The organism is Rhodococcus sp. NPDC056960 (assembly GCF_042674125.1).
Classification (GTDB): Bacteria; Actinomycetota; Actinomycetes; order Mycobacteriales; family Mycobacteriaceae; genus Rhodococcus_F.
Window position 1 is genome coordinate 24,852 of record NZ_JBHURF010000027.1, and the last position, 26,666, is coordinate 51,517.

General features: G+C 65.8%; 31 protein-coding genes. 7 read left to right on the forward strand and 24 right to left on the reverse strand.

What is annotated here, in order from left to right:
* Positions 1-65 precede the first annotated feature (65 nt).
* Positions 66-1,229, forward strand: a complete 1,164-nt coding sequence (locus ACFTWF_RS34260) for a Gfo/Idh/MocA family protein (RefSeq protein WP_378465524.1) — start codon at positions 66-68, stop codon at positions 1,227-1,229.
* A gap of 8 nt (positions 1,230-1,237) precedes the next feature.
* Here ACFTWF_RS34260 and ACFTWF_RS34265 read toward each other — a convergent pair whose 3' ends face one another.
* Positions 1,238-1,672 (reverse strand): class I SAM-dependent methyltransferase, encoded by a 435-nt coding sequence (locus ACFTWF_RS34265; RefSeq protein WP_378465525.1) that lies wholly within the window; start codon positions 1,670-1,672, stop codon positions 1,238-1,240.
* 252 nt (positions 1,673-1,924) lie between these two features.
* On the opposite strand from ACFTWF_RS34265, the gene ACFTWF_RS34270 reads away from it, so the two are divergent.
* Positions 1,925-2,395 (forward strand): DUF4440 domain-containing protein, encoded by a 471-nt coding sequence (locus ACFTWF_RS34270; protein ID WP_378465526.1) that lies wholly within the window; start codon positions 1,925-1,927, stop codon positions 2,393-2,395.
* Between the two features lie 105 nt (positions 2,396-2,500).
* Here ACFTWF_RS34270 and ACFTWF_RS34275 read toward each other — a convergent pair whose 3' ends face one another.
* Both ACFTWF_RS34275 and ACFTWF_RS34280 read right to left on the reverse strand, forming a co-directional pair.
* Positions 2,501-3,907: a guanine deaminase gene (locus ACFTWF_RS34275; RefSeq protein WP_378465617.1), complete on the reverse strand. Its 1,407-nt coding sequence runs from the start codon at positions 3,905-3,907 to the stop codon at positions 2,501-2,503.
* 200 nt (positions 3,908-4,107) lie between these two features.
* Entirely contained in the window at positions 4,108-4,437 is a 330-nt protein-coding gene (locus ACFTWF_RS34280; protein ID WP_378465527.1) for a hypothetical protein, read from the reverse strand.
* A 181-nt stretch (positions 4,438-4,618) separates the two neighbouring features.
* On the opposite strand from ACFTWF_RS34280, the gene ACFTWF_RS34285 reads away from it, so the two are divergent.
* A complete protein-coding gene (locus ACFTWF_RS34285; protein WP_378465528.1) occupies positions 4,619-5,539 on the forward strand; it encodes a S1C family serine protease in 921 nt (306 codons plus the stop codon).
* Between the two features lie 43 nt (positions 5,540-5,582).
* On the opposite strand, the gene ACFTWF_RS34290 is transcribed toward ACFTWF_RS34285, so the two are convergent.
* Together ACFTWF_RS34290 and ACFTWF_RS34295 are read right to left on the reverse strand one after the other, a co-directional pair.
* Positions 5,583-6,170: a TIGR03086 family metal-binding protein gene (locus ACFTWF_RS34290; RefSeq protein WP_378465529.1), complete on the reverse strand. Its 588-nt coding sequence runs from the start codon at positions 6,168-6,170 to the stop codon at positions 5,583-5,585.
* A gap of 128 nt (positions 6,171-6,298) precedes the next feature.
* Positions 6,299-6,601, reverse strand: a complete 303-nt coding sequence (locus tag ACFTWF_RS34295; protein WP_378465530.1) for a DUF1905 domain-containing protein — start codon at positions 6,599-6,601, stop codon at positions 6,299-6,301.
* A 160-nt stretch (positions 6,602-6,761) separates the two neighbouring features.
* Here ACFTWF_RS34295 and ACFTWF_RS34300 point away from each other — a divergent pair, with 160 nt between their 5' ends.
* Both ACFTWF_RS34300 and ACFTWF_RS34305 read left to right on the forward strand, forming a co-directional pair.
* Positions 6,762-7,157, forward strand: a complete 396-nt coding sequence (locus ACFTWF_RS34300; protein WP_378465531.1) for a hypothetical protein — start codon at positions 6,762-6,764, stop codon at positions 7,155-7,157.
* Positions 7,158-7,169: 12 nt separating this feature from the next.
* Entirely contained in the window at positions 7,170-7,688 is a 519-nt protein-coding gene (locus ACFTWF_RS34305) for a hypothetical protein (RefSeq protein WP_378465532.1), read from the forward strand.
* 563 nt (positions 7,689-8,251) lie between these two features.
* Here the strand turns inward: ACFTWF_RS34305 and ACFTWF_RS34310 are convergent.
* Positions 8,252-8,953 carry an MspA family porin gene (locus ACFTWF_RS34310; protein WP_378465533.1) on the reverse strand — a complete coding sequence of 234 codons (702 nt, stop codon included), beginning with the start codon at positions 8,951-8,953 and terminating at the stop codon, positions 8,252-8,254.
* A gap of 393 nt (positions 8,954-9,346) precedes the next feature.
* A complete protein-coding gene (locus ACFTWF_RS34315; protein WP_378465534.1) occupies positions 9,347-10,333 on the reverse strand; it encodes a potassium channel family protein in 987 nt (328 codons plus the stop codon).
* Positions 10,334-10,464: 131 nt separating this feature from the next.
* Here ACFTWF_RS34315 and ACFTWF_RS34320 point away from each other — a divergent pair, with 131 nt between their 5' ends.
* Entirely contained in the window at positions 10,465-12,456 is a 1,992-nt protein-coding gene (locus ACFTWF_RS34320) for a glycosyltransferase family 39 protein (RefSeq protein ID WP_378465535.1), read from the forward strand.
* Between the two features lie 37 nt (positions 12,457-12,493).
* Here ACFTWF_RS34320 and ACFTWF_RS34325 read toward each other — a convergent pair whose 3' ends face one another.
* From ACFTWF_RS34325 to ACFTWF_RS34360, 8 genes are all read right to left on the reverse strand, one after another.
* Complete coding sequence (locus ACFTWF_RS34325; protein ID WP_378465536.1) at positions 12,494-13,003, reverse strand: RNA polymerase subunit sigma; 510 nt, start codon at positions 13,001-13,003, stop codon at positions 12,494-12,496.
* Between the two features lie 223 nt (positions 13,004-13,226).
* Positions 13,227-13,646, reverse strand: a complete 420-nt coding sequence (locus ACFTWF_RS34330) for a nuclear transport factor 2 family protein (protein ID WP_378465537.1) — start codon at positions 13,644-13,646, stop codon at positions 13,227-13,229.
* A gap of 88 nt (positions 13,647-13,734) precedes the next feature.
* A complete protein-coding gene (locus ACFTWF_RS34335; protein WP_378465538.1) occupies positions 13,735-15,165 on the reverse strand; it encodes an aldehyde dehydrogenase family protein in 1,431 nt (476 codons plus the stop codon).
* Between the two features lie 320 nt (positions 15,166-15,485).
* Positions 15,486-16,124, reverse strand: a complete 639-nt coding sequence (locus tag ACFTWF_RS34340; protein ID WP_378465539.1) for a DUF305 domain-containing protein — start codon at positions 16,122-16,124, stop codon at positions 15,486-15,488.
* Positions 16,114-17,688, reverse strand: coding sequence for an LVIVD repeat-containing protein (locus tag ACFTWF_RS34345; protein WP_378465540.1), 1,575 nt, complete (start codon positions 17,686-17,688; stop codon positions 16,114-16,116). Before ACFTWF_RS34345 ends, ACFTWF_RS34340 begins: the two co-directional genes overlap by 11 nt.
* Positions 17,689-17,784: 96 nt before the next feature.
* Positions 17,785-19,128, reverse strand: a complete 1,344-nt coding sequence (locus ACFTWF_RS34350) for a permease prefix domain 1-containing protein (protein WP_378465541.1) — start codon at positions 19,126-19,128, stop codon at positions 17,785-17,787.
* Complete coding sequence (locus ACFTWF_RS34355; protein WP_378465542.1) at positions 19,128-19,490, reverse strand: PadR family transcriptional regulator; 363 nt, start codon at positions 19,488-19,490, stop codon at positions 19,128-19,130. Before ACFTWF_RS34355 ends, ACFTWF_RS34350 begins: the two co-directional genes overlap by 1 nt.
* Before the next feature lie 81 nt (positions 19,491-19,571).
* On the reverse strand, positions 19,572-20,312 hold the full coding sequence (locus ACFTWF_RS34360) for an SDR family oxidoreductase (protein WP_378465543.1): 741 nt from the start codon (positions 20,310-20,312) through the stop codon (positions 19,572-19,574).
* A 157-nt stretch (positions 20,313-20,469) separates the two neighbouring features.
* Between ACFTWF_RS34360 and ACFTWF_RS34365 the strand changes: the two genes are divergently transcribed.
* Positions 20,470-21,297, forward strand: coding sequence for an NADPH-dependent oxidoreductase (locus ACFTWF_RS34365; RefSeq protein ID WP_378465544.1), 828 nt, complete (start codon positions 20,470-20,472; stop codon positions 21,295-21,297).
* Positions 21,298-21,313: 16 nt separating this feature from the next.
* Here ACFTWF_RS34365 and ACFTWF_RS34370 read toward each other — a convergent pair whose 3' ends face one another.
* From ACFTWF_RS34370 to ACFTWF_RS34410, 9 genes are all read right to left on the reverse strand, one after another.
* Positions 21,314-21,646 carry a gas vesicle protein K gene (locus ACFTWF_RS34370; RefSeq protein ID WP_378465545.1) on the reverse strand — a complete coding sequence of 111 codons (333 nt, stop codon included), beginning with the start codon at positions 21,644-21,646 and terminating at the stop codon, positions 21,314-21,316.
* Positions 21,639-21,848: a gas vesicle protein gene (locus tag ACFTWF_RS34375; protein ID WP_378465546.1), complete on the reverse strand. Its 210-nt coding sequence runs from the start codon at positions 21,846-21,848 to the stop codon at positions 21,639-21,641. Before ACFTWF_RS34375 ends, ACFTWF_RS34370 begins: the two co-directional genes overlap by 8 nt.
* Positions 21,849-21,852: 4 nt before the next feature.
* On the reverse strand, positions 21,853-22,632 hold the full coding sequence (locus ACFTWF_RS34380; protein ID WP_378465547.1) for a GvpL/GvpF family gas vesicle protein: 780 nt from the start codon (positions 22,630-22,632) through the stop codon (positions 21,853-21,855).
* Positions 22,619-23,011 carry a gas vesicle protein gene (locus ACFTWF_RS34385; protein ID WP_378465548.1) on the reverse strand — a complete coding sequence of 131 codons (393 nt, stop codon included), beginning with the start codon at positions 23,009-23,011 and terminating at the stop codon, positions 22,619-22,621. Before ACFTWF_RS34385 ends, ACFTWF_RS34380 begins: the two co-directional genes overlap by 14 nt.
* A complete protein-coding gene (locus ACFTWF_RS34390; RefSeq protein WP_378465549.1) occupies positions 23,008-23,298 on the reverse strand; it encodes a gas vesicle protein in 291 nt (96 codons plus the stop codon). Before ACFTWF_RS34390 ends, ACFTWF_RS34385 begins: the two co-directional genes overlap by 4 nt.
* Before the next feature lie 64 nt (positions 23,299-23,362).
* Entirely contained in the window at positions 23,363-24,151 is a 789-nt protein-coding gene (locus ACFTWF_RS34395; RefSeq protein WP_378465550.1) for a GvpL/GvpF family gas vesicle protein, read from the reverse strand.
* The gene (gene gvpJ / locus ACFTWF_RS34400; RefSeq protein WP_378465551.1) at positions 24,151-24,495 is read right to left on the reverse strand and encodes a gas vesicle protein GvpJ; all 345 of its coding nucleotides are present in this window, start codon (positions 24,493-24,495) and stop codon (positions 24,151-24,153) included. The genes ACFTWF_RS34395 and gvpJ overlap by 1 nt, the downstream gene beginning before the upstream one ends.
* Entirely contained in the window at positions 24,492-25,676 is a 1,185-nt protein-coding gene (locus tag ACFTWF_RS34405) for an SRPBCC family protein (RefSeq protein WP_378465552.1), read from the reverse strand. The genes gvpJ and ACFTWF_RS34405 overlap by 4 nt, the downstream gene beginning before the upstream one ends.
* Positions 25,677-25,681: 5 nt before the next feature.
* The gene (locus ACFTWF_RS34410) at positions 25,682-26,413 is read right to left on the reverse strand and encodes a hypothetical protein (RefSeq protein WP_378465553.1); all 732 of its coding nucleotides are present in this window, start codon (positions 26,411-26,413) and stop codon (positions 25,682-25,684) included.
* Positions 26,414-26,666 lie beyond the last annotated feature (253 nt).

Below are 26,666 nucleotides of genomic sequence, written 5' to 3' on the forward strand. Positions count from 1 at the left end.
TTCTCTTCCCGTGCACAGCACTGTCGTGAAGACACCTGCCGCACCGATCAGTTCCGGAGTCGAACGTGACCAACGTCAACCCCACCGAAATCGCAGTATCCGTCGCCGGATTCGGCTGGATGGGCCGAGTGCACACGAACGCGTATCTGCGCCAGCGTCAGCATTTTCCCGAGGTGCCGCCCATCCGGCTCGCCGCCGTCGCCGACGAGGTACCAGGCCGCGCCGACGAGGCTGCCGCCCAGTTCGGATTCGGTGCGGCGCTGACGGACTGGCGCGACATCGCCGCCGACGAGAACATCGATGCGGTCAGCATCACCGCACCCAACTTCCTGCACCGCGAGATCGGCGTCGCGATGGCCGAGGCGAACAAGCACATCTGGATCGAGAAGCCGGTCGGCCTGTCGTCCGACGACGCCCGGGCCGTTGCCGCCGCAGTCGAGAAGGCCGGCGTGCAGTCGACGGTCGGATTCAACTACCGGCACGCACCGGCCATTGCGATGGCGCGGGATCTGATCGACTCGGGCGAACTCGGTACCATCACGCACTCGCGATTCCGCTTCCTCAGTGATTACGCCGCGCATCCGGACGGCGCACTGAGTTGGCGTTACGAGAGCGCGCGCGGCGGGTCGGGTGTCCTGGGCGACCTTGCCTCCCACGGCGTCGACCTGATCCGATACCTGCTCGGCGATATCGACGCCGTGGTGGCCGACACGGCCATCTTCATCCCGCAGCGTGCCGTTCCGACGGGTGCCACCAGTGGACATGCTCGCGCGACCGGCGGCACGTATGGGGCGGTGGAGAACGACGACTTCGTCAGTGCACTGGTTCGCCTGTCGTCGGGCGGGCGGGTGACGCTGGATGCCAGTCGTGTGGCCGTCGGTGAGCAGAACAACTACGGGTTCGAGATCCACGGCACCCAGGGGGCGGTGTACTGGGACTTCCGCCGGATGAACGAACTCGGAACGAGCCTCGGGAGCAAGTACCAGGACCAGTCGATCGCGACGGTGTGGGTGGGCCCCGACGCCGGAGCGTACGCCCGCTTCCAGCCCGGGTCTGCGTCATCGATGAGCTACGACGACCTCAAGGTGATCGAGGGAAACAACTTCGTCACCTCGATTGTCAACGGAAAGCCCCAGGGCGCAACGATCGCCGACGCCGTGGCCGCGGCCGACGCCCTCGACGCCATCACGGCATCGATCGCCACGCGCGCCTGGGTCGCGGTGGGCTGACGTCGCACTCACAGACCGTCGTGATCGCCGGGACCCTGAGCTCGGGCGGATCGGCGCCCGGCGATCATGACGAGCGGCATTTCGGCGATCCGGGAAACGTTCTCGTCGACGAGATCGAGTCCGCGTGCGAGATCCCGTGCCTCCGCGAGATCGATCGAGCGACCGGCGATCCAGGTGTGGAAGATTGCCAGACTGATGCTGCCGGGGCAGCGGGGAATCTTGTGGTTCGCGACGAACTTCTCGGCGTCCTCGAAACTCGTGCTCCGGTCCGCATCGGCGATCAACAGCGGTCCACCCGGTTTGAGAACGCGCATGCACTCGGCGAGGCCTGCCTCGCGCGATGACCAATGTTTGATGGAGCCGTAGCTGATCACGCCCTCGTACATCGAGGCGTGAGCCGGTGTATAGATCGCGGTGATGGGGTCGAACGGCGCCATCGGCATTGTCTCGCTCCGTCATATCCGTCCTCCGCGGCGCTCCGACCCCACCCTCACGCGGGCGCGGCGCCGGCGGTACTTCCAGACGGAGAGGATACGGGCGGGAGGTTCGGAAATGCACTGGGATGGATGTAATTCCGGCGGAGAATGCACTTTTGTTCCTCAGAGAATCGAGTCCGCAATGCCTGACCCGACGGCTACGCTCTATTTGGTTCGTTCGGTCAGTTTCCGTACCCGTCATTCTCAACGGAGGTCGGTATGAATGCCAAACCGCTCGGCACAGGCTTTGTCATTCTCGCAGTGGCGATGTCTGCAATCTCGTGTTCGTCGGGCAATTCGTCGGCCGACGACAATTGTGTCCGCGCGACCGACAGCGAGTTGGATGCGCTCTTCACGAAATGGAATGATGCGCTGGTATCCGGGGACGCGAGCAAGGTGGCCGCGCTGTACCGGTCGGATGCAGTACTGCTGCCGACTCTTTCGGTGCCGATCGCCGACACTCCGGAAGAGATCACGGCGTATTTCGCCAACCTGATCAAGACCAACGCCACCAGCCGAATGGTGGAAAGCTTCAAGTATTCGGAGTGCAACCTCGCCTACAATGTGGGCCGTTGGGTCATCAATTCCAACGGTCAAGACGTGGAGGCCCGGGTGTCGTGGGTCTATCGGTACGAAAACGGGAATTGGTTGATCGCCAACCACCACTCCTCGGTGAATCCCCAGAGCTGAGGAATAGGTGACGGGTGTTTCCTGCCGGCAGAAACCACCGCCGCAGCCAGGATGATCGTTCTGCGGCGGTGGTCACACGGTATCGCGGTCTACGACGACGTGGTTCTACGACGGGGTGGCCTGGCGGCCGGCGACATAGACCTCGGCAATCGACGACTCGCGGATCCCCATCAGCAGCCCGAACAGGGTCTGATCGCGGGCCAGGTCGGGATCGGCGGCGCGGACGGCGTTGCGCATCTGCGCGTCGAGCGCGGGCGTGCCGGACGGGTCGACGACGATGAAGTCGGCTTCCTTCCCGACGTCGAAGTTGCCGAACCGGTTCTCCATGTCCAGGGCCCGGGCACCGCCGAGGGTGCCGATGAACAACATCTCGGCCGGATGCATCGACACCCCGTCGTCGCCCGGTTCGGTGATGTGTACCTTGAACGCATCGCCCAGGACCCGCGGAATCAACCATTCGTCGCCGCCGCCGAAATCGGATCCCACCGAGATGGTGACGCCCGACGCGACGGTGCGCTTCCACGGCATCGTTCCTGACCCCAGGAACAGCTGTGAGATCGGGCAGTGCGAGACGGACGTACCCGTCTCCGCCATCCGTTCGAGCTCGACGTCCTGACAGTGCACGCAGTGCGCGAGGATGGTCCGCCTGCCCAGCAGGCTCTTCCCGCCGACTGCCGAGCCGGGCAGGAATTTCCCGTCGTAGGTGTCGAGGTACGAGTTCACCTGATAGGTCTGTTTGGTGGAATCCACCTCACCGGTGCCGGGGCGATTGTTCTCGTTGAGGTGGGAGTGCACGTACACCCCGCGGTCGCGTACCTCGTCGTACAGCTCGCCGAGATTCTTCAAGGTCTCGGGCGTCACCGACAACGAGAACCGCGGGATGATCGCCACGTGCAGGAGCGCGGTGGCGACATCGCCGGTGTCGGCGCCGTGCCACTTGTCGATCTCCTCGCGGGTGAGTCGGATGGCGTCCTCTTCGGACGTCATCAGCGGCCGCGCGGTCTCGTCGCCGACGGTCTGGATTCCACGGCCGCTGACGATGCGCAGACCGGCCTTCTTCGTCTCGGTGAACAGTGCGTCCTGCGCGTGGGGGAACGCCGATCCGAACACCATGGCGGCGGTGGTGCCGGCCGCGATACGCCGGTTGGTGAATTCGACGGCTGCCTGCTGCGCGAACTCGGGGTCGGCGAACTTCGCCTCCGACGGGAACATGCACAGGGTCAGCCACTCCAGCAGCTGGCCACCGCCGTAGGAATCGCCTGCGTAGGTCTGCGGGAAATGGACGTGGGTGTCGACGAATCCCGGCAGCAGAAAACCGGGACGGTGGTCGTGCACGGTGGCGGACTCGTACTCCGACGGAATCTCGGCTCGAGCCCCGCAGAACACGATTCGACCGTTGTCGTCGAGCACCAGCGCACCGTCGGGAATCGATGTCAGAGCGGCCGCGGCTTCCGTCACTTTCGGCGTGCCGGCGATGTGGAAGATGTGCCCGAGGTGGGTGTGCGTTGCCATGTGCTGAACTCCCGTCGAGTGATAGCGGATCATGCCTTTTGCAACGAACTTCGGCTCCGGCAGCGCTCTCGCGACGATCACTGCCGCACTCACGATTGGATACGTGCCCGCAATTACAATGCCACGGATCGACCCCTGCGTGCGGCTGAACAGGAACAACGAACGGCCCGCCTGTGTGTGCCCACCCACGCGGGAGAGTGTCACGTCGGGTCGGTGTCTCTCTCAGGCCGGCGGCGCCGGTGGAACCGTGCGCGCTGGAGATCGAGGAGTGTCGCGCCCTCGGCATCGACTTGCTGTTGCCGGCGGGTGATTGCGACGCGGACGGCGGCGGTGTGCCGGTCCAATTCTGCTGCACGGCCGTCGGCGTCTTCGTCGTCGAGGAGGTACGCGGCTGCCCGGTCGCATCGAATCAGCAGTCGTTCGTACGCGAGGCGGGTCGGTGCCTGCTCGTCGAGTTGCGTCGTCGCGATGTGCTCCACCAATTGCAAGGGGATACGCAGTAATTGGTAATTGATTCGCAAGAATGTCATCGGTACCGCGCGCAATCGTGTCACGACCGGCGATGCTAGCGCTCGTGGACGATACCTGCGGAGCCTTTCGGGCCGACCCGTGATCTGAGAGGCAACGAGTGGACCGGTGCGCGCTCCGTCGAAGTTGTCCGCTGGGAGCGAACGGGGGCATAGCCGGCGGTGTGCCGGTGCTGTAGTGAGTATGAGTGAGCTCGACGAGTTGGACGGGTACTCGCGTACGGTGGTGTCGGTCGCCGATGCCGTGCTTCCGAGTGTGGCCAGCCTGGGTGTGCGTACGTCGCGGGGGAGTGGATCGGGAAGCGCGACCGTCATCACCGACGACCGGCTCTTGTTGACGAGTGCGCACGTCGTCACCGGTGCGAGCGAGGCGGAGGCGGCGTTCACGGATGGGACCACGGTCCGCACCGACGTCGTGGGACGTGATCCGTTGTCCGATCTGGCCGTTCTGCGCGCCCGAGGCGATGTTCCGCCCCCGGTGGAACTCGGTGATGCCGCGTTGCTGCGGGTGGGACAACTCGTCGTCGCCCTGGGCAATCCGCTCGGTCTGGCGGGGAGCGTGACGGCGGGCATCGTGTCCGCGTTGGGCCGCTCGTTGCCGACGGAGTCGGGGCGGGTGATCGATGAGGTGATCCAGACCGATGCGGCGCTGAATCCGGGGAACAGCGGGGGCGCGTTGGCCGACAGTGCGGGCCGACTGGTCGGGGTGAATACCGCAGTCGCGGGGATCGGCGTGGGTCTGGCCGTGCCGATCAACTCGACGACGCGGCGGATCATCGCCGCACTGATATCGTCCGGGCGCGTGCGGCGGGCCTGGTTGGGGATCGCGGGAATGCAGGTTCCGTTGCCGCCGACGCTGCAGCAGCGGATCGGGTCGAAGACCGGGTTGCAGGTGGCCGGCGTCTCCCGGGGCAGTCCGGCCGCGGAGTCCGGGCTTCGGCGCGGCGACATCCTGGTCGAACTCGACGGCGAACCGATCGTGACGACGACCGCGGTTCAGCGGCTGATGGTCGAGGATGCGATCGACCGGGAGATCGAGATCACGGTGTGGCGTAACGGTGCGCTCGTGGATGTATTCACCCGTCCACGCGAACTCAGGACCTGACGAGAACAGGCAGTCGGCAGCGTGGAACCGTGTGGAGGAACAGTTATCTCGGGTCGGCGACCCACCGGGGGTCGCGGCCGGACAGGCCGATCAGTCGTTCGATCAGCGGCGCGGATTCCGGGACCTCCACCGGTGGTCCGAACAGCCCCGGTGTGCCGTCGGGGTTCTGTTCGGCGGACGCCTTCACGAACTCGTACGCGGCCGTGAGCAGTTCCGTGTCGCAGCTGAAGCTCTGCCCGGTGGCGACGGCGAGGTCCCAGCCGTGCACGACGATCTCGTCGATGGCGACGGCTCCCGCGACGTCGGCGGGCAGGTCGAGCCCACCGGCCTTGGTCATTCCACGCCACGCCGTGTCCTCACGCCAGGCGACGGCCAGTGCGGCCAATCGCTCCGGAATGCGATGTCGCCACTCGGTGCCCAGCCGGGCGGCGTCGGCGGACGGGGGTTGGCTGCCTCCGTCCAGCGGTGCCTTCGTCGCGGCGGCGGTGAATGCCGACGACAACCCGTCGACATGGTCGAGGAGATCACCGACGGTGAGTTGCGGGCAGGGGGTCGATGCGGTGAGTTGCTCGTCGCGTACGCCGCGGACGAGGGCGGCCATCACGTCGGTGGCGGGTTCGAGGTCGAACATCGTGTGGCACTCCTCTTGTTGGTCGCCGAGCGCCGGTCGCTGACCGGCCGGTGGCAGTCCTACGCTACGACGGACCGCAGTACCGCGGTCCGAGAACGGAGCATCGCACTGGTGGCTCGTCCACCGGGTCACTCGATGCGTTCGGTGAGGTGGATGGTGACGGTGTCGCCGGGACCCTTTCCGATGGCCGTGCGCGTGTCGGCCTTCACGGCAAGCTTGTGGGTACCGTCGCCGAGGGCCATGAACGAACTTCGGAACGGGTGACCGTCGATAGTTCCGCGAATTTTGACCAGGCCGCGAGTTCCGAAATACGTCGCGGAGTCCGGCATCACCACGTAGGTCCAGGCGCCCTTGCCGGGACCGCGGATCAACGTGGCCGTGAACGATCTGTCCAACGGGCCCGGTCTGCAGGCGGCCGGTGTGTGCGGCATGGTCGTCTCCGTCCGAAGTGGGGATACCGGGATGTGTCGTCGTAGGGGTTGACCTCGCGCCGAAGCGAAACTCATCGGTCGCCCGCGTGCGTACAAACTCCCAGCATCTTCCCAGCCGGACGCCAGGTTCTCCCGCGCGGACGCCGAGTAGCGTCCGGGCATGACCACACGTCTCGCACTGATCGCCGCACCGCTTCTCGTGGTTGCCGCGATCGTCTCCGGATGTAGTTCAGGCAATGACGACGGTTCCGGGAACTCCGCACCGTCCACGTCTGCCGCACCGTCCACATCGACCGCCGCCGGTAGCGGTTCGACGGTTTCGACCGCCGCCGCCACCGTGTCAACGGTCGACCCGAACACTGCAAGCGAAAGCCAGATCGCGGCCGCGTTCACTGCCGCGGGGGTCGACAACGCGAACAAGTGGGCCAAGGAGGTCACCGAATACGGGCCCTACACGCCCGACACCATCTCCGACACCCTCACGAAGGAACTCGGTAAATATGACATCGATCAGCAGACCCTCGACACCATCCTCGGTGTCCTGGCCCCGCAGTAGCCGGTGCGTGCGATGACCGGGGCGCATCCGGTGTCACCGGCGATGACCGCCGGCGACGACGCGAGAGCGAGCAGGCTGGTCGCGCGGTTCCAACGGTGTCTGCTCGGCCTGTCGTTGCTCTCCTGCGTCTTCGTTGCCGTCGAGTTGGCCTCGTTGCGGCACTGGAAGACCGGTGCTCAATATGTGCCCTGGTACGTCCTGGCGGTGATCGCCGTTTCGGGGCTCGTCATGGCACTCGCACCGACACGCCTCGGCGTGCTCCAGGCACGGGTGGTTTCACTGGTGTCGGTACCCGCCGCACTGTTCGGGGTGTATGAGCACGTCGCCGCCAACCTCGAGACCGGGGTCCTCAACCACAGATACGACTGGACCGCCCTGCCGGGCTGGGAGCATCTCTGGCTCGCATCGACCGGTGCCGTCGGCGGAACCCCGGCGCTGACCCCGCTCGTCCTCGCACTGGCGGGCACGCTGCTCGGTCTCGCCACCGTCGGAATGGCCACGATGGTCGGGGACCGCGTCGCGCCCCGGTAGAGTGCGCGCCGCCGGACAACCCGACGTCGTCGCCCCGCCCAGCTTCGCCGCGGTGACCGAGCGCGACACCCCGTGGACCGTCCGTCCATTCCGAATTGATGGCGTGCAAGAGAATTCGCGACAACAAACGGAGCCGAATCCTATGCCGCGCTCGTTGAGAAAACGCTGAGAAACGGTCGCCGACTGCTTGTGCGTGAATTGCCTTTGCTTAACGACGATCTGGATTGAATCGTCCTTCCTGATAGTGCGCTGAGAATGGCAGGCGCGGGGTTATGTTATGAGTCTGTGCTGGAATAGCATTGGCGTGCTGCCCATCGCTGCAACCGATACGAGGCAGTGCATCGGCCCTCATTCCCTTGGCGAGAGGGGAGCGGTCGGTGCAACGGCTCCCGCCGGCGCAAGACTCCTTGCACGGGCGGGAGCCTTCGGCGTGCTCGCCGGACTTCCAGATTCCGCGTAGACGACGCGACGCCGTGCGCAGCGGATCTGGAAGGCTGCGCACGGCGTCGGTGTTCGGGCGCGCATTGATACGCGCCCATTGCTATTCGGTCAAAGGGATCGACTCAGTTGAGTTTCTGCGGCACACCGTACGTCATGACGGTGTCACCGTTGGCGGTGACCGCCGTGGCGTATGGACGGATGGTGACCGGACCGACCGCACCGGAGATCGAACCGTGGACTCCCTGCATCCGCACCGTGGCCGCCGGACCGTCGAACGACTGATTCTCGAGGAGCGGGACGGTGGTGATTCCGCCCGGTTCCAGGTCGATGTCGAGTTCCTGTGACGGGATGATGTCACCGACGAGATCGGCGTGATTGCTGGCGTTCAGGCTCAGTGAGGGGTCCGGGACCAGTCCGAGGTTGATCCCGTTGCTCGTACCGATCGCGAACCCCAATCCGGGTGAATTGAGGACGATGGTCGCACCGGTCAAGGAGATCGGGTACCCGATCTGGTAGCCGACGGTCAGTTTGGTGCCCTTGAACTCCGCGGCATTCGGTCCGGTGATGTTGACCCCGGCGTAACCGTTGTGGAAGAACTCGACGCTGGTCGGTACCCCGTCGAGCGGCGGAACCACCTGGAACTGTGTATCACCCTGCAGGACTTCGATGCGATTGCCTCGCGCGTCGACGACGGAACTGGAATTGTCCACCCCGGCCATGGCGGTGCCGTTGCTCATGGTCAGTCCCAGCACCGCGATTCCCACGACTGCGACTGCGCGCGTGAAGATTCGGAACCCACGGCGGGAGGTACCGGTGTCTTTCATGTCTACCCCATTCTGAGTGCACTTCGATCGAGACGAGAAGGAACGCCGAGCGTATCCAGTGGGGGAATGCGGCGTCCTCGTAATGATCAGAAGTTCACGAAATCGCCTTGTATTCAATAGAATTCGGCGATTTGCGCATGCGGGAGCGACGAATGGGGCGGCCACGCACGAGGGCAGGAGTTGCCCTTGCGTGAGCAGGTATCAGCTGCGTGCACGCCGTGGGACGAGCGGTCCGTCTCCGCCGCTCGACGCCGCGGTCGACCGAACTGACCGCCAGGTGGGGGATCGGCTACGACCGCGGACGCGACGGTAGCATCGGCTCGCTGAAGATTCGCTGTGAAGCCCGTGCTGCCGGGGCCCACTCACCGCCGCACGATGCCCGGCGTCCGGGCATCACCGGTTGACGTGGTGGCGTGCAGCCGCGAGCTCGTCGGGTGTGCCGAGGGCGATCAGGATCGTGCCGGACTCGAGGGTGAGGGTGGGTGCCGGATTGGCGACGAATTGACCCGAAACAGGTCGCACGGCGAGGAGCAGCGCGCCACTCGTCTCCTGGAGTCGCATCTGCGCAAGCGTGCATCCCACCCACGGTGATGCGCCAGCGACCGTGATTTCTTCCATCCGATAGTCGAGGCTTTCGTCGTGCATGACCACGTCGAAGAATTCGGCTACGTGAGGTTGCAGGGCGAAGGATCCCATCCTGCGGCCGCCGATCAGTTGCGGGTTGACCACCCTGTTCGCTCCCGCCCGCACGAGTTTGGACATCGACCCCTCGTTGCGGGCGCGGGCGATGATGACGAGATCGGGGCGCAGCGCCCTGCTCGACAACGTGACGTAGACATTGTCGGCATCGGTGTCGAGTGCGGAGATCAGCGCATGCGCATGCGCGATGCCGGCAGCTTCCAGGGTGCGGTCGTCCGTGACGTCGCCGACGACGGTGGGATGTACAACGTCCCGGAGTCGGTCGGGATCGCGATCGATGACGACGATTTCCCTGCCGAGTGAGGTGACGTGCTGCGCACTCGCAGTGCCCACTCGCCCCCAGCCGCAGATGATGATGTGGCCGGTCATCCGGCTGATGCGTCGATCCATTCGCCGTCTTTCCATGAGGTGGCGCAGATGGCCTTCGATGAGCGCCTCGAGGAGGACGCCGAACATGTAGAGCGCGGTGCCGACACCCGCCAGGATCAAGACGATGGTGAACAACTGTCCGACACCGGTGAGCGCGTGTACTTCGCGGAATCCCACGGTCGTGATCGTGGTGACGGTCTGATAGAGCGCGTCCAGGAGCCCGAAGCCGAGGACGAGGTAACCGACCGTTCCGATGACGACAACCAGCGCGAACGCGAGGAGCGCTCGGGCGATCCGTCTCAGGGGACTCACTGCATGATTGTTCCCCCGCGAGGGCCGGTGATGGGTCAATTTCCGGCATCGATACGGGCGACCGATGCCATTGCCAGCAATTTCCCAGGTTGCTGACAGGTCCCGTACAAGCGGTCGTGCATGAATGTGGTGTGACAACGACGACGACACCATCGGCACCCCCGCTCGAACCCCGGGGCCCCGCTGCGATCACCCGGTGGGAGCGGGGCGGACTGGCGGCACTTCTCGTCGGTACGGCGGCAATGTATCTGTGCAACATCACGGTCAACGGAATGGGGAACCAGTTCTACGCTGCCGCCGCCCAGGCGGGCGCCGCGAACTGGGAAGCGCTGCTGTTCGGATCGCTCGACTCCGGCAACTTCATCACCGTCGACAAACCACCCCTCTCGCAGTGGGTGATGGGCCTGTCCGGGCAGATCTTCGGCTTCAGCAGCGCCAGCATGATGATCCCGCAGGCGGTGATGGCGGTCGGTGCCGTCGCATTGCTATATGCGGCCGTTGCCCGGATCAGTGGCCGAGGTGCCGGTTTGCTCGCCGGGGCCGCTCTCGCGCTGACCCCGGTGGCCGCGTTGATGTTCCGGTTCAACAATCCCGACGCGGTGATGGTGCTGCTGATGACCGCCGCTGCCTACTGCACGGTGCGTGCGATCGAACGGGCGAGTGCGAGGTGGATCGCCTTTGCCGGCGTCGCGCTGGGATTCGCATTCCTGTCCAAGATGCTCGAGGGGCTGATGCTGCTGCCTGCGCTCGGGCTCGCCTACCTCGTCGCCGCACCGGTCCCCGTGCGCAGTCGGTTGGCGCATCTGGTCGGTGCGGCCGCTGCGCTGGTCGTGTCGTCCGGGTGGTATGTCCTGCTCACCGTGCTCTGGCCCGCATCCTCCCGCCCGTATCTGGCAGGGTCGACGGACAACAGCTTCATGAATCTGGTGGTGGGCTACAACGGGTTCGCCCGCGTCCTCGGACGCAACCACCAGGGTGGCGGGCAGGGGCCCGGACCAGGGCCGGGCGCATCCCCGTTCCGGGCGGGGGAGGTGCCGGATGCCGGTGGAGCGATGACCGGGCAATCCGCTCACGGGGGATTCGGCGGGTTCGGTGGTCAGGTGCAGGGACTGCCCCGGTTGTTCACCGGTGAATTCGGGTTCGAGATCGGCTGGCTGCTGCCCGCAGCACTGCTCGCGACCGTCCTCGTCATCGCGTCGCGGTGGCGGACACCACGAACCGATCTGGTGCGGGCGGGTGCCATCGTGTTCGGCGGCTGGACGATCGTCGACGGGCTCGTACTCAGCTACATGCAGGGCACCATCCATCCCTACTACACACTGTCCGTCGCCCCGGCGATCTCGGGGGCGCTCGCAGTCGGTGCCGGCGAGATGTGGGCGAAGCGGGCGTCCTGGCTGGGACGAATCGGGATGGCCTCGCTCGTACTCACCGCCGGGATCTGGGGCTGCTGGATACTCGGCCGCAACGCTAACTGGTTCCCGCCGCTGCGATGGACGCTGCTGGCGCTGGCGGTGATCTCCGCCCTCGCGATCGCGCTGACCCTGGCGGGGCGCCGGGCCCGCTGGCTCACCGCAGCGGCGCTCGTGGCCGGGGTGATCGCATCGCTCGGGGGATCCACCGCGTATGCGATCGCGACGATCGGACAACCGCACACCGGCGGCGGCCCCACCGTCGGACCTGCCGCACCCGATCAGCCCGGAAATCGGGGAGGAGGCGGAGGCCGGTTCGGCGACGCGCCGGCCGATCCGCAACTCGATGCCCTGCTCGCGGCGACCACGACCACGTGGTCAGCGGCGATCGACCGGTCATCGCCCGCCGCTGCCCTCGAACTGTCCAGCAACACCCCGGTGATGGCGGTCGGCGGGTTCACCGGCACCGACCCCACCCCGACACTCGACCAGTTCGTTCAGGACATCACCGATCACCGGGTGACGTACTACATCGTCCAGAGCAGAGGCGACGACCGCGCGCAGGATTCGGCGCCAGGGGCAAGTGGGGGAGCGGCGAACACCGAGCGGGCCGACGGCCGCCACTCCGAGATCGCCGACTGGGTGGCGGCCCACTTCCCCGCCGAGACCGTCGGATCGGCCACCGTATACGACCTCTCCGGTTACCCGGGGTGAGCAGGCGACGAGGAGCGGATTGTCGCCGTCGCGGTCATCACCCCAGGCGGTGGCCGTCACGGCGCGATGCACCACCGGATACGGCCCCGGCGAGCGTGCTGCGCAGTGTCTGCAGTGCCCGATGTTGATCGAGGAGCACTTCGCCGGGTGTACGACCGAGTGAGGTTGCGGTGTCCTCCGTGTCGAGTCCGACGATCAATCGCAGTGTCAGAACGTCGCGTTCGGGTGTCGGCAATCCGGCGAGGCCGGTCGATGCCGGACCGCGGCGGTCCGACGGGGGTATTCGCGTAATCAGCCGAGTCGTCGTCGCGTACACGAGGCGCAGGAACGGCTCGTCCGGCATGGTGCGGCCCCCGAGCGTGCGCAAGACCGACGTACAGGCGACGTCGGCAACCATGTCGGCGACTCCGGGGGCGAGTTCGGCGCGGCACCGGCGCACCACCATCGGCCGCACGGCCGCCGACAGCCGCGCCATTGCCGCATCGTTGCCCCGTGCCGCCGCCGCGGCGAGACTGTCGAGCGAATCATGTTGGAGTGCAGGTCTCATCGGGGCCACACCCGCCTCTCCGTCGTTATCGAACCCTTCGCTGCACAGCCTCCAGCGAACGGCGATCCGGCGTTCCCTTGTGTGGACTGTGCCGACCAGTTCAGGCCCGGATCCTGGATCTCCGCTGGCACGATCCTGGCAGTTTCCTGGCAGGATCCGAGTACGACGAAAGACGTTGTGCCCCTCCAGGACGACCGTGTCGGGGTCGAGGTGAGAGTTCGGTTCAGTGCGGCGCGATGACACCCCGGTCGCCGACTTCCGCGCGGACGTCGATCACACGCCCGGACAGCAACCAGCCCGACGGGCTGCGGCTCCACTGGTCCCGGTACTCGCCCATGCATTCGTACGTGGCGCCGGCATGATCGCCGAGGCCGACGTGGAACGCCCGGAAGTAGCACCGGGTGCGCGCGGCGTCACCGTCGAGTTCGATGCGGATGTTGCCGATCAGGTGCTGGGTGGCGCCGCACACGTCGAGGTGGGAGCGAACGCGGGCGACCACATCGGTAGGCCCGGTCCGGCCGTAGGCGACGACGTTCTCGGTGAGGGCCGAGGCGAAGCCCGGCCAGTCCTTCACATCGAGCAGGGTGGCCACTACGTGCAGGCGGTCGGTGATCTGGACGCGGTCGGTGAGGAACTCGGACATGGCTCGATCCTCCTCCGAGGACCGGCCACATCGGATTCGACGTCCCGATGACCGAGACGGCGACCACGTCTGCGACGGAGCAGTCCGCTCAGCCCGCGTTGTCGCCGAAGATGGCCTTGGCCTCCAAGAATTCCATCAGGCCGAATCTGCCGAACTCCCGGCCGTTGCCCGATTGTCTGTATCCGCCGAACGGTGCATCGAAGGCGAGCGGGGCTCCGTTCAGATGGACCATTCCGGTCCGGAGCTTCCGTGCGACGTTGCGTGCGCGCTGCGGATCGCTCGACGAGACCATTCCGGAGAGCCCGTACGGGGTGTCGTTCGCGATGCGGATTGCGTCGGCCTCGTCCTGGTAGGCGATCAGCATCATGACGGGGCCGAAGATCTCCTCTCTCGCGATGGTCATGTCGTTCGTCACGTCCGCGAATACGGTGGGCTGCACGTAGTAGCCGGTGAACAGTCCGGCTGGGCGATCGACACCACCGGCGACGAGCGTGCCGCCCTCGTCGATGCCGGTCCGGATCAGACGCTGTACTTTGTCGAACTGTGCCTGTGACACCAGCGGGCCCACCGTCGTTCCCGCAGCATCGGGTGGTCCGACCACGCACGTCTCGACGGCGGCTTTCGCGATGGCGATCGCGTCCTCCATACGGTCGGACGGGATCAGAATGCGGGAGCCCGCATTGCAGGATTGGCCCGAATTGACCACCACGCCCAGCACGTCTCGCGTGATGACGTCGTCGAAATCCGCGTCGTCCAGCACGATGTTCGCCGACTTGCCACCGAGTTCCTGCGCGACGCGTTTGACCGTTCCCGCAGCATTTCGAGCCACCTCGATTCCGGCGCGCGTCGACCCGGTGAACGACACCATGTCGATCTCGGGATGCATCGAGAGCGCGGCTCCGACGGTGGGCCCGTCACCGTGAACGAGGTTGAAGACCCCGGCGGGGACACCGGCTTCGTGCAGTATCTCCGCGAAGACGATCGCGTTGAGCGGCGCGACCTCGGACGGCTTCACAACCATGGTGCAGCCGGCGGCCAGGGCCGGTGCAACCTTTGCGGCGATCTGGTTGACGGGCCAGTTCCAGGGTGTGATGAAGGCGCACACCCCGACCGGCTCGTGCACGACCGTTGTCGTGCCGATTTCCTCCTCGAAGTCGAATTCGCGGAGAGCGGCGAGGGCCGCGTTGAGATGCACCAGCCCGGAGGGTGCCTGCGCGGTCGTGGCGAGTGAGTGTGGTGCGCCCATTTCCTGGGTGATCGTCGACGCGAGGTCGTTCACTCGCCGCTCGTAGCCCTCGATTATCCGACACAACAATGCAATCCGATCGGCCCGCGTCGTCGAGCCGAAACTGTCGAATGCTCTGCGGGCGGCCATGACGGCGCGGTCGACATCCTTCTCGTCGCCCAACGCGATGGTCGCGATGGTCTGCTCCGTCGCGGGGTTGACGACGTCGAGCGTGTCCGTGCCGATCGGGTCGACCCACTCGCCGTCGATGTAAAACTTCCGGGTGTTTTCCATGGTGCTCCTCGAGCTGCAGAAGATCAGTAACTGTGTGCGTCAACAATGGCTCTTCGCAGCCCGGACGTCTGTCCGCCAGACGGGTCGATCGGGGGATGAATGCGTCGTCCCCCAATCGGAGGACAACCGGAAGTGGTGGCGGTGGCTTCGAGCTGGTGACGGCGACCCATGATGTGCAGGTGCCGCCCAACCTGCAGCTCGGACGGCACCTGCACTCCACCCCTCGCGCGATCGGCCCGTGTGCCCGGGCGTTCGCGTCGTCATGTGACCACCATGACGACCCACACCCTACCAGTAAACCGTCCGAATGGTTTGTTTTGCTACGGGTGGGGCGGAGGTGCCGCGCTGCGGGTGTGGAGGATCGCCGTCATCACCGCGATTTCATTGCTCTGTTCGCGGATCATCCCGAGTGCGGTGCGACGGATCGGTTCCGACGCGACCGCGTGGGTTGCTGCCTCGGCCATGTCGACGCCTCCTTGGTGGTGGCGGATCATGAGCTGCAGAAACAGGGTCTCGGCGTCCGCCCCACGCAGGCCGGCGAGACGGGCGATCTCGTCGGTGCTCGCCATCCCCGGCATCGGAGTTCCGTCGTGCTCGTCGGTGGCGTGATCCGGGCCGTGCATCCACCGCATCGGATGCGCTGTGGTGAACGGTTCGTCGAAGAGGGCGAGCCAGCCGCGCATGGTCGCGATCTCGGAGGTCTGCGAGGTGACGATCTGTTCGGCGATGACGCGGATCTGTGGATCGATGTCTCCGGCCGGCGTCTGGGCGATCAGGACGGCTTGCTCGTGGTGTACGGACATGTCCTGTGCGAAACCGATGTCCGCCTCGGACAGTTGCACGCCGACGGGGTTCGGGTCGCGCACCGACTGGAGCCACATTCCGGTCGCCACCCCGGCGACGCACAGCAATGCAGCGCAGAGCAGGAGGAGGAGTGGACGTCGACCATCATTGCCCATAGGTCGACGCCTGATTCGCCGGCGGCTGGTACATCGAGTCGTCCAACCGCAGTGCCATGAATCCGTTGTCGCTGCACGACGTCCAGATCTGGTTGCCGTGGAACTCCGGCGGCGAGAAGCACCAGTCGGCGGACAGGTCGCCGAACGCGACCATTCCGGCGCGAGGGCCGAACGCGACCCGCGGATCCGCCTGGCCCTCGAACACCGCGCGGGCGAGCGGAACGAAGTCGAATAGCGACACACCGATCACCGAGGACAATGCGTGCGGCGAATTGGTGAGCTGGAGGTTCTTGCCGGTTTGAGCGGGCGGGTTGTAGTAGGCGATCTCCCGGATGCGGTTCAGGGCGCGGATATCGAATACGCGGATACCGGACGATTCCCAGGAGCAGGCGAGCGCGGTCGGGTCGGCCGGGCGGTCGACCACACAGTAGTGCGGATCGTACGAGAAGAGCGACCCGCCTTGCGACGAACGAAGATTCGCGGCCGAATTGGCGGGAAGTTGGATTTCGAGCTTGATCTTCTGCACGATCTCTGCGTGTGCCGCGTCGGCGACGTCGAACACCTTGATGCCACCGCCGCCGGTTTCGTCGACGGTATAGATGTAGGGCTTTCCCCCGTACATGACCGGAATGCTGTGCTGATTGAAGTAGCCGTCGGTCCACAGATAGGTGGCGATCTGCGGCACCGTGGGATACGGGTCTCCGCGTTGGACGGCGCTGATGTCGAGGACGGTGATCCCCCCGAGATTCGACAGGTACATCCGATTTCCGTCGGGAGTGATGCCGAATCCGTGCCCGCCGAGTCCGTGCAGTCCCTGCCAGACGATCCGCGGATCGGCCGGGTTCCTGATGTCGATGGCGGTGAGGAATCCCGGTGCCGGGCCGGACACCCAGTAGGTGTTGCCGTCCGGCGCGAAACCGCCCTCGTGGGAGATGAACGGCAGCGGCATCGCGAGGTCGGTGCCGACACCCCGGTTGAGCAGGCGAGGGTGAGCGCAGTCGGAAATGTCGTAGACGGAGAAGTAGCCGGTGCCCGCAGCGAGCGGAACCGCCGTGGCCGCCAGCAACTTGCGCACCTTGTTGACCTTCAGGCTCTCCCAGGTGCCGCCCAGCATCGCGGGTTCGTTCAGCGTGGTCGCGAGCACGGGCCGGGCGGCGTTCGACACGTCGAGTACCTGGACTCCGGGTGTGGTGGGATCGAGCAGGTTGCCGGGGAAGAAGGAGCTCGTGTAAGAGCAGTGGTCGTAGGTCACGGACAGCAGGCCACCGCCGCGATCCTGCAGGCTCCCGATCAGCGACATGTTGCATCGGTACCCCTGCGTGCTGCGGCCGCTGTTGCGGTCCTCGGCCGGAACATCGCCCTGCATACCCGTTTCCGGCAGCGAACCGGCACCGCACTCCGCCCGCGGAACGGCCGTCGAACCGACGTCGTCGAAGAAGAACGTCTCGGCCGACGCGATGGCGGGTGCGGGGCTCATCGACACCCCGAGGACCATCGACACCGCGGCGGCTCCGATGGCGACCGCGCGCTGTGCGATACCTGTCCGCATCCGGACGATCGGCATGGCGACACCTCCGAACCGGACGGTCTGGGATTATCTCGGAGAGACTAACAACCAGTACTCGCGTTCACACACAGATTCGTGAACCCGGCGGTGCGCTCATACGAAGTCGAACAGCGGTGGAAGGACGCCGACCATCAATGCCGCCCACAGGCCGAAGACGGGGAGGTAACGGGTCTGCCAGCGGTCGGCGGCACTGAAGGCGCGACGGCCGCGGAGGAACCCGAGAATCAGATGCGCCGACCAGCTCAGGTTGACGAGGAGGATCAAATTCATTCCGAGAGCGGCCACCTTGTTCGGGGTGACGCCGAACTCGGCGATCCGGGTGAGCATGGCGAACAACATGATCAGGTCGACCGCGAGAGCGCTCACGACGAGCACCAATTGGAGGCGGTCGAACAGATCGGGTGGGAGGGCGGGGTCACGAGCCGAGATCGCGTACAGCAGAAGCCCCAGGACGACGACGAGGATGAGATCCATCAGGATCAACAGGTGCCGGTCGACGTCGACGACGCTTCCGGTCGTCGCGAAGGCCACGAGCAGCACCAGCAGCATGAGGATCGTCAGTGGTGTGAACACCCGGGTGAGGACCGGTGCGATGTTCTCCACCACGTTCTGCTTCGCTTCCACGAGCCACGCGGCGACGACGACCGCGCCCGGAACGCCGAACGGCAGCACCCAGTCCTGGGCGAACCACTCGGCGCTCAGGTCGAGGGCATTGAACGCCCCGATCGTGAGGCCGATGAGGACACCGCCGCCGAGAGCGAGAAGGGTCAGGTAGACGACCCATTCGCCGGTGAATCGGATGAAGTCCATTCGCCGTCGGTCCGATTGCCAGCGGCCTCCGACGTAGGCGAAGCCGACCGCGAACCACAACGCGATCGGGGCGTGAATCGCCGCGATCACCTCCGTCGATCCGTCCGTCACGAACGGGAAGGCGTTCAACAGGACGGCCGCCAGGGCGAACGGAACCAGAAGAATTGCGGCGATGCGCGGCGCCATCTGCCGCTTCCAGGCGAAGTACCCGGCGAGGAACGGCAGAACGAACAGGCTGACATTGCGCGCGAACGTCTGCTCTCCCAGCACGGACAATCCGGCTTTGAAAGCGAGGGCTGCTCCGACGGCCAGCGTGAGCACGACGAACAGTTCCCGTGGGGGGCGAGCGCCGCCCTCCGGCACGGTCGGCACCAGAACGAGTTGCTTCCACAGCCGATCGGAATGCTCCCGCGCGAACTCGCGGGAAATGTCGTCGAGCTTGCCCATGCGTTTGACCGCGACCAGGAAGGCCTCATCGGATTTCAGGCCCGCGGCCGACAGATCCGAAATCTGGCCGCGCAGATGGTCTTCCATCTCGTCGGTGTCGGCGGCGGATATCGCGCGACGGCGCTCGACGTAGCCCCGCCATTGACCGATCTGCGATTCCAGTTGCTCGTCGGTGTCCATCACGACCATCCTTCGGCGGAAGCGGGGGGCATCTCGACAGCACGCCACACCTGGCTCAGGGCGTCCGCGACGACGTCCCACTGCGCGCGGCGTTCGGCGAGGACCTCCCGGCCCGCCGTCGTGATCGTGTAATGCTTGCGCCGCCGTCCGATGTCGGAGGTTCCCCACGACGCCGACACGTATCCCAGCCTTTCCAGGCGATGCAACAGGGGGTACAGCATGCCGTCGGTCCACTGGATCCGTCCGTCGGACAGGTCGTTGACCCGTTTCACGATGGCATACCCGTAGGACTCCCCGTCCGCGAGGATTCCGAGCACGAGCGGTGTCGCCGAAGCCGCCACCAAATCCTTCTCGATATACATAGAACGCCTATCCCTAGATCTGCTAGCTATGAACGTAGCAGACCGGGCTCCCGAACCATCGGCGACTCGATGCTCTGTGACTCAGCCGCGGCCGACGAACGGCATGCGGGAGGCCATGATCGTCAGCGTCGGCACGGTGACGTCCAGGGGGAGTTCGACCAGCCGGGTAACCATGTCCGCGACGAGACGCGGATCGAAGGTGGGTTCCGCGCGCACCGATCCGTCCGGTTGGCGGGCGGAATGGCCGATACCGGCGGTCATGGCGGTCTCGGCGTTCCCGATGTCGATCTGGGTACAGCAGATGTCGTGGTCGCGTCCGTCGAGTGCGATCGACTTGGTCAGTCCCGACACTCCGTGTTTGGTCGCCGTGTAGGCGACGCTCGCGGGCCGTGGCGTGTGCGCGGACAGCGAACCGTTGTTGATGATCCGCCCGCCTCGCGGGGTCTGCGTCTTCATCATCCGGACCGCCTCCCGCGAGCAGAGGAAGACCCCCGTCAGATTTGCGGCGACCGTCCGGTCCCACTCTTCCGGCTCGATCTCGTCCACCGCACCGGAGGGGCCGAAGGTTCCCGCATTGTTGACGAGGACGTCGACGCGGCCGAAGCGATCGGCCACGACGGCGAAGAGTTCGTGCACCGAGAGTGGTGACGACACGTCGGAGGGTGCCACGACCGCGCGTTCGTGCCCCTCCGCCGTCTCGTCCAACGTCGCCCGGGTTCGTCCCGACAACACCACATGGTGGCCGGCATCGAGCAGTCCGGTCGCGATGGATCGCCCGATACCCGAGCCTGCTCCCGTCACCACGACGACTCGTTCCGTCACGTGCCCTCCTCGGTCGATTGTTGTCTCCGTGAAACCACCGAATTGTCGCCGATCGCCGTGTTCGATGCGGCCGTTCGGCGGCAGTTCGCGGTGCTCTTCAGGAATCACGGTGCGCCTAACTCTGGAGCGACAGACAGCGGTCGGCTTTTCTTTTCCGGTGACCATCGCAGACATCGCACCCCGTACGGCGCTGCAGCAGCGCTACTGGGATGCCGCCCTCACCGAACCTGCGCAATGGAACCCGGTCCTGGAAGCCCTGCACACGCACCGGTCGGTCCGCCGTTACCTGCCCGATCCGCTCGCTGACGGGACCGTCGAGGTCCTCGTCTCGGCGGCACAGTCGGCCGCGACGTCGTCGAATCTCCAGGCGTGGAGTGTCGTCGCGGTCCGGGACCCCGACCGCAAGGCCCGGTTGGCCGCCCTCGCGGGCGATCAGGCCCACATCGTCGATGCCCCGGTCCTGCTGGTCTGGCTCGCCGACTTCGCCCGTGTCCGTCAACTCGCCGACGACCGCGGTGCCCCGATCGAGGGAGCCGACTACCTCGAGAGCAGCTACATCGGGATCATCGATGCCGCCCTCGCGGCGCAGAACGCTGTGACCGCGGCGGAGTCACTCGGGCTGGGAACGGTGTTCATCGGCGCGCTCCGGAACAAGCCCGAAGAGGTCGCGGCAGTACTCGGTCTGCCGCCCCACGTGTTCGCGGTGTTCGGTCTCGTCGTCGGGCACCCGCATCCGGATGCGGGTGCCCAGATCAAACCGCGTCTACCCCGGGCGGCGGTATTGCACCACGAGACCTACGACCTTCCTGCCCAGCGCGACCATGTCGACGCCTACGAGGGGCGCATCGCTGCCTTCTATACTGCCCAGCGTCTCGACCATTCGTGGACCGAGCGGGTCCTGGACCGACTCGCGTCCGCCGCGCGGCTGAACGGCCGGGATCGGTTGAAGGAGTCCTTGATCCGGCTCGGGTTCCCCCTGCGCTGACGGCTGCGGGTCCGAGCTATTCGTTCGACAGCAACGGGCCCAGCGGCCCGAGGTCGATGTTCAGGTCTTCGGGTGTGAGATCGAAATGATCACGCAACTCTGCCATGCGTTCCTCGAGCAGCATCAGCGTCGTGCCGATTCGTTCGATCTGCTCGTCGCTGAGATCGCCGTGCTCGACGCGGCGGAGCGCCTGCCGTTCCATCAACTGGCGTAGCAGTTCGACGAGGGTCAGCACCAGCGTGACCAGACCCCGTTCGACCGATTCGGGGTCGGCGTCGATCCGTTGCGGCAGAACCCGGCGGCCGAGGTCGGCCGGTGCATCCGAAGCGGTGGAATCGGAGTCACTCATCGGCGGGATCCTCGCCGACGGGGTCGGGGACCAGGGCACTGACCGAGGCGATGAGTGTGCGCAGCGAGATGCGGACCATGTCGACGTCGGCCAGCGACAGGGTGATCTCACCGGTGATGACGACGCCACCGCCGAGAACCCGGTCGAGCAGGTCGACGAGAGCGATACGGCGAGTGTCGTCCGCGGGCACGAGGTCGCTCACCGGCTCACCCGTCGATTCCCGCGAAGGAGTACGGCGGCCACGGTCCGGTCAATTCCAGTGTGACGCCGGGACGTTCGGTGTCCAGAGTCGTGACGAGCGTTGTGAAGTCGTCGACTCGTTCGTCGTCCACGAGATAGGTGCCGTTGAAGATCATCCAGGCCCTCTTGCCGGTCAGCACCGGATCGGTGACCTGCCGGCGCAACCCGTCGACGGCCCGGCCGAGGAGCGCGGCGTGAATCTCCTCCGCGTAGGCCGCGGCCTTGCGTTCGACGTCCTGCTGGGCGGTCAGTTCGGCACGACGGCGGAGCAGATACGCGGTGCCCTTTCCGGCCGAGCCCGTCGGGGACGGATCCGGTTTCGCGTTTTGGGCCAAAGCCTTCGAATCCGCATACGCCTTGACGCCCCACTCGCTTCGCCCGGTCACCCGGCGCAACGTGGCATCGAACTCCTGGTGTCGTTGGTCGAGGAGCAGCCGAACGCGGTCGTCGTCGAGGTACAGCGTTGCCAATCGCAATGGAAGGGTGGGACCGCAGCGCAACACGGCCGCCACCACGGCGTCGTGTGCTCTCGCCGTCGCGGCCAGCCAGTCGAGGTCCTCGAGGTTGCGCTGCAGAGGTTCCTGCCCGAATTCGCCGAGGCCGACTGTTCCCACCACCGCGACGAGACCCGCCGCGGTCACCGCCCGGACCGGCTCACCGGCGACGCCGGTGACACCGGCGAGTTGTGCGTCGCCGGTATCGCCCGTGGTGATGCTGTACAGCCACACCCCGTCATCCGCGGTCATCGTCGCGCTCCCGCTCCGACTCCACCTCGACCGTGTCGGAGGCCTCGACGGCAGGACGCACCGATCTGTCGGACTCGAGTTCGGCGATCCGCTCCCGCAGCTTCCGATTCTCGAGTTCGACGTCGCTGTTCCTACCCGTCAGCCAGGGATCGTGTTCCCACCAGTTGATGCCCACCTCCTTCGCGGTTTCCAGCGAGGCGATCACCAATCGCACCTTGATGGTCAGCAACTCGATGTCGAGGAGGTTGACCTGAATGTCGCCGGCGATGACGAGTCCCTTGTCGAGCACCCGCTCGAGGATCTCACCGAGATTCGTCGATTGGTGCCCGCCGCCCGCACCCTGTGGCAGGTTGCTCGTACCGCCGCCGGCGAGGGTCATGACTGCATACTCCCACTGTCACCGACACCCCGGATGTAGCGGCGGGTTCTGCGATAGGACAGCAACTCTCCGTCCAAATCCAACACCACCTCGTACAACGCCAGCATGTCGGTCGACGACGGGATCCGGCGATCCTCGACCACCTCGACCTCCACCGACCAGCCGTCGTCGGTCGGCATGACCGACGTCGCACCCATCGGTTTCTTGCCGGTCAACTTCGCGATGTCACGCGTCGCGATCTCGGCGATCTCGGGCGCGGGCAACGGAGGAGGCTCCTCATCTGCCATCGCGCATCACCCCTTCTCCGGACCGGCGGGGCAACGTGGCGATGAAGGACAGCAGACCCATCGGTCAGCCCTCCGGCTTCTGTGTCACCACGAAGTCGTAGGCGGCGAGAGGTCCGAGCAGACGCATCTCCACCCGGCCGTCCCATTGTTCGGCCAGTCCGCCCACCACCTCCTCGAGTTCGTCCTGCCGGGCGACCTCGACGAGGACGGCTACCTGTGCGGCCTCCTCCTCGTGGGTCGGTTCCCGGACGTTGATCGAATCGGACATGGAGTCGAGTGCCTCGACCACCGTGCGGGTGTCCTCGTCCCGCTTGGCCTCGATGGCGTTACTGACGATCTCGCCGAGTGCCATCCGGGCGTCGCGGGTAGTTTCCTCGGGCTGATCCCGAATCGTGCGGAGCAGCTTTCCGGCCTGGTCGTTCTCTTCGATCACCTCGCGAAGGATCGCCTCCTCGACGTACCGTCCCTTCACCACGTACTGTGCCCGGCCTTCGAGTTCCTTCAACGCCGAGGCGAATTCATCGGCATGTGCCGAGAGCAGTTCCTCTTCGACGGAGTCTTCATCGGTCATCACCGCCCCGAAACGCAGGGGGAGCACCGGTGCCACGCGGGACGTGCCGTCGAGGAGGTGTGCATGGGCTTGGAGGTCCGCCGGCTTGCCGAGCGGTCGGTCCACCGAGATTTCGCTCACGAGGGCGGCGATGTCGCCGTGCTTGACGATGCTCACCGGTCCGTCACACACCCCGACCGCGCCCTCCTCGGCTTCCACATCCGCCGGGACGATCCCGTAGACGTAGAAACCGCTGGTGCGCGGCTCGTCCGACGCGTTGTCGGTCTTTTCTGACGTTGACATCACTTGTCCCCTCGAGTGGACTTCCGTGAGACCCGCTCGCGTTCAGGTTCTTCTTGCCCGCCGCCCTCCGTGACGTCGCCGACCAGGTCTGTCAGACCTTTCGGTTCGCCGCTGCCGATCTCGAGCCTGTTCACGGCCTCGGCGAACCGGAGGTAGGTGTCGACACTGGCAACGACGACGCGCGCGTCGATGGTCAGCAGTTCGATGCCGACCAGCGAGACGCGCACGTAGGCGTCGATCACGAGGCCTTTGTCGAGGATGGTGTCGATGACGTCGGCGAGGCTACTGGAGCTCGGGCCCCCGCTGACTCCGCCGCCACCCCCTGCCGGTTGTATTGCCGTCATCGTCCTGCACCTTGCCTGGCGCCGGACGCCGCGGTCTTACGCGGTCGGCCGCGCCGTTTCGGAGCTGCCTGCTCCCTGCCGGCGGCCGCGGTCTTACGCGGGCGACTGCGCCGTTTCGGCGGTGCCTCCTCCTCTTCCTCGGGCTCCTCCTCTTCGTCCGGCTCGGCAGACTCGTCCTCTGCTCCTTCCTGCTCTTCTTCGTCCTCGGCCGGCTCTTCGTCCTCGGCCGCCTCGTCACCCTCTTCGGTTTCGTCTTCGGCGTCGCCCGCGCCGTCACCCTCGTCGGTGTCCTCGAACTCCTCCGATTCCTCCGACTGCGCCTCGTCGTCCTCGGGTTCGACCACTTTGCCGTCCCGGATCTCGCCGCGCCAGCCCTCCACCTCGTCGGGATGAAGGACGGACTGTGTCATGACATGGCGTGCAAAGTGCTTCAACTCCAACCGCACTCGACGTCCCTGGGCACGCCACAGGTTCCCCGTCTTCTCGAACAAGCCCTTCGGGTGATATTCGAGTATCAGAATGATTCGGGTGAGGTCGGGGGTCACTTCGTGGAACGTCACCGCACCGTCGACAAAGCCCTTGGCACCCTTCGAGCGCCACACGATCCGTTCGTCGGGAACCTGTTCGAGAATCGACGATTCCCAGGTTCGGTGCGACAAGAAGATCTGCGCCTTCCATTCGATTCTCTCGTCGGCTTCTTGCTCCACCCGCTCGACCTTCTTCATGAAGGACGGGAAGTCGGCGAACTGGGTCCACTGGTTGTAGGCCAGTTGGACCGGGACACCGACGTCGAGCGTTTCGACGATATTGGTCAACTTGAGCTTCTTGCCCTTACCGCCGCCCTTGCCGCCACCACCGGTGACCGCATCCTTGACGTCGCCGGCCTTGTCCGTGACCATCTGCTTGGCGCCCTCCCAGCCTCCGCTCACCGCAGATTTGATCGGTGACTCACCCTCCGCCAATTTCTCGGAGCCGGTGATTGCGGCGAGCAACCCGCCTCCGCCACCCTCGGCGTAGTCGGTGAGTCTCCCGGACGCGTTCTGCACCTTGTCGGAGACCGATGAGAGTGCCTTGTCAGTCATCGTGCCGACCAACTGCTGCAGGGCCTCCTGCAACACACCCGACGATACGTTGCCGTCACCCGGCGCGGATTCTCGTAGCTTGTTCGCGGCGTTCGTCATGGTGCTTACCGTCCCCGGCGTCGAACCGGCGTGGAATCAGTCGTGGCCTTCGCCCGTGTCCTACGGCCGCGAGCAGGGGCTTCTTCGTCGTCCTCGTCGGATTTCTTGCTCCGTGACCGACTACTCGGACGGGAGGTGCCGCTGCCAGAACTCCGACGACGCGCGGCGGGCCGCTTGCGTGGGGCCTGCTCCTCGTCGTCGCTTTCCTGCTCGTCGGATTCCTGCTCGCCGGGCTCCTCGAACTCGTCCTCTTCGTCGGTGTACTGTTCGTCCGATTCTTCGTCCGCCGGCTCTTCGTCCACGTCGGACTCGTCATAATCCTCGTCCTCGGACTTACTGCGTCGCTTCCGGCCGATTTTTGTCACTCTGCCGAGCTTGCCGACCGAGTTACCGACGCCGCCGACGGTATCGCCCACGGTCTCACCGACGTCGTCGACGACCTCTCCACCACCTGACATCAGGCGGTTGTTGAGCGAATTGATGCGCTGGCTTGCGGCGGTGACCGCGGCGGCCTTCGCCGCGCTGACCAGTTCTTCGCGAACCGAATCACTGATCTTGGCGAACTCGGGGGAGCTCGCGAGCATTTTCGTGCCCCGTTCCAGCAGGTCGCGCGGCCCACCGGGGAAGCGCCCGGTTGCTCCCGCAGCCGCGAGCATCAGCGCCATTTTCATCCTGTGTGTGCGGCCGAGCATGTATCCCGCGCCGACGGCCAACGCCACCTGACCTTTGGTTTTCATCGTCGAACCCCTTCACCGAGTAGTCACCGGCGCACCGCTCGCCATCCTCGGCAATGTGTCGCGGGATCATCCGCGGCAATGTGTCGCAAAACCGTGTGTGGTAAGTGGCGCCGTCTCTCGACTACCCCAGCTGCAGGACACTCAACCAGCACCGAGAAATTCGACCCGCTCGACCGTAGGCCCCGACGTTCCGGGACCCGATACGGCCGACCACAATCGTGCTGCGTCATTTCCGAATCAACTGTCCGGCTGC

Bases quoted from the DNA above. Each gene is read 5' to 3' on its own strand.
- ACFTWF_RS34265 (WP_378465525.1), bottom strand. From the start codon at position 1,672: ATGCCGATGGCGCCGTTCGACCCCATCACCGCGATCTATACACCGGCT.
- ACFTWF_RS34270 (WP_378465526.1), top strand. From the start codon at position 1,925: ATGAATGCCAAACCGCTCGGCACAGGCTTTGTCATTCTCGCAGTGGCG.
- ACFTWF_RS34275 (WP_378465617.1), bottom strand. From the start codon at position 3,907: ATGGCAACGCACACCCACCTCGGGCACATCTTCCACATCGCCGGCACG.
- ACFTWF_RS34280 (WP_378465527.1), bottom strand. From the start codon at position 4,437: ATGACATTCTTGCGAATCAATTACCAATTACTGCGTATCCCCTTGCAA.
- ACFTWF_RS34285 (WP_378465528.1), top strand. From the start codon at position 4,619: ATGAGTGAGCTCGACGAGTTGGACGGGTACTCGCGTACGGTGGTGTCG.
- ACFTWF_RS34290 (WP_378465529.1), bottom strand. From the start codon at position 6,170: ATGTTCGACCTCGAACCCGCCACCGACGTGATGGCCGCCCTCGTCCGC.
- ACFTWF_RS34295 (WP_378465530.1), bottom strand. From the start codon at position 6,601: ATGCCGCACACACCGGCCGCCTGCAGACCGGGCCCGTTGGACAGATCG.
- ACFTWF_RS34300 (WP_378465531.1), top strand. From the start codon at position 6,762: ATGACCACACGTCTCGCACTGATCGCCGCACCGCTTCTCGTGGTTGCC.
- ACFTWF_RS34305 (WP_378465532.1), top strand. From the start codon at position 7,170: ATGACCGGGGCGCATCCGGTGTCACCGGCGATGACCGCCGGCGACGAC.
- ACFTWF_RS34310 (WP_378465533.1), bottom strand. From the start codon at position 8,953: ATGAAAGACACCGGTACCTCCCGCCGTGGGTTCCGAATCTTCACGCGC.
- ACFTWF_RS34325 (WP_378465536.1), bottom strand. From the start codon at position 13,003: ATGAGACCTGCACTCCAACATGATTCGCTCGACAGTCTCGCCGCGGCG.
- ACFTWF_RS34330 (WP_378465537.1), bottom strand. From the start codon at position 13,646: ATGTCCGAGTTCCTCACCGACCGCGTCCAGATCACCGACCGCCTGCAC.
- ACFTWF_RS34335 (WP_378465538.1), bottom strand. From the start codon at position 15,165: ATGGAAAACACCCGGAAGTTTTACATCGACGGCGAGTGGGTCGACCCG.
- ACFTWF_RS34340 (WP_378465539.1), bottom strand. From the start codon at position 16,124: ATGGGCAATGATGGTCGACGTCCACTCCTCCTCCTGCTCTGCGCTGCA.
- ACFTWF_RS34345 (WP_378465540.1), bottom strand. From the start codon at position 17,688: ATGCCGATCGTCCGGATGCGGACAGGTATCGCACAGCGCGCGGTCGCC.
- ACFTWF_RS34350 (WP_378465541.1), bottom strand. From the start codon at position 19,128: ATGGACACCGACGAGCAACTGGAATCGCAGATCGGTCAATGGCGGGGC.
- ACFTWF_RS34355 (WP_378465542.1), bottom strand. From the start codon at position 19,490: ATGTATATCGAGAAGGATTTGGTGGCGGCTTCGGCGACACCGCTCGTG.
- ACFTWF_RS34370 (WP_378465545.1), bottom strand. From the start codon at position 21,646: ATGAGTGACTCCGATTCCACCGCTTCGGATGCACCGGCCGACCTCGGC.
- ACFTWF_RS34380 (WP_378465547.1), bottom strand. From the start codon at position 22,632: ATGACCGCGGATGACGGGGTGTGGCTGTACAGCATCACCACGGGCGAT.
- ACFTWF_RS34385 (WP_378465548.1), bottom strand. From the start codon at position 23,011: ATGACCCTCGCCGGCGGCGGTACGAGCAACCTGCCACAGGGTGCGGGC.
- ACFTWF_RS34390 (WP_378465549.1), bottom strand. From the start codon at position 23,298: ATGGCAGATGAGGAGCCTCCTCCGTTGCCCGCGCCCGAGATCGCCGAG.
- ACFTWF_RS34395 (WP_378465550.1), bottom strand. From the start codon at position 24,151: ATGTCAACGTCAGAAAAGACCGACAACGCGTCGGACGAGCCGCGCACC.
- gvpJ (WP_378465551.1), bottom strand. From the start codon at position 24,495: ATGACGGCAATACAACCGGCAGGGGGTGGCGGCGGAGTCAGCGGGGGC.
- ACFTWF_RS34405 (WP_378465552.1), bottom strand. From the start codon at position 25,676: ATGACGAACGCCGCGAACAAGCTACGAGAATCCGCGCCGGGTGACGGC.
- ACFTWF_RS34410 (WP_378465553.1), bottom strand. From the start codon at position 26,413: ATGAAAACCAAAGGTCAGGTGGCGTTGGCCGTCGGCGCGGGATACATG.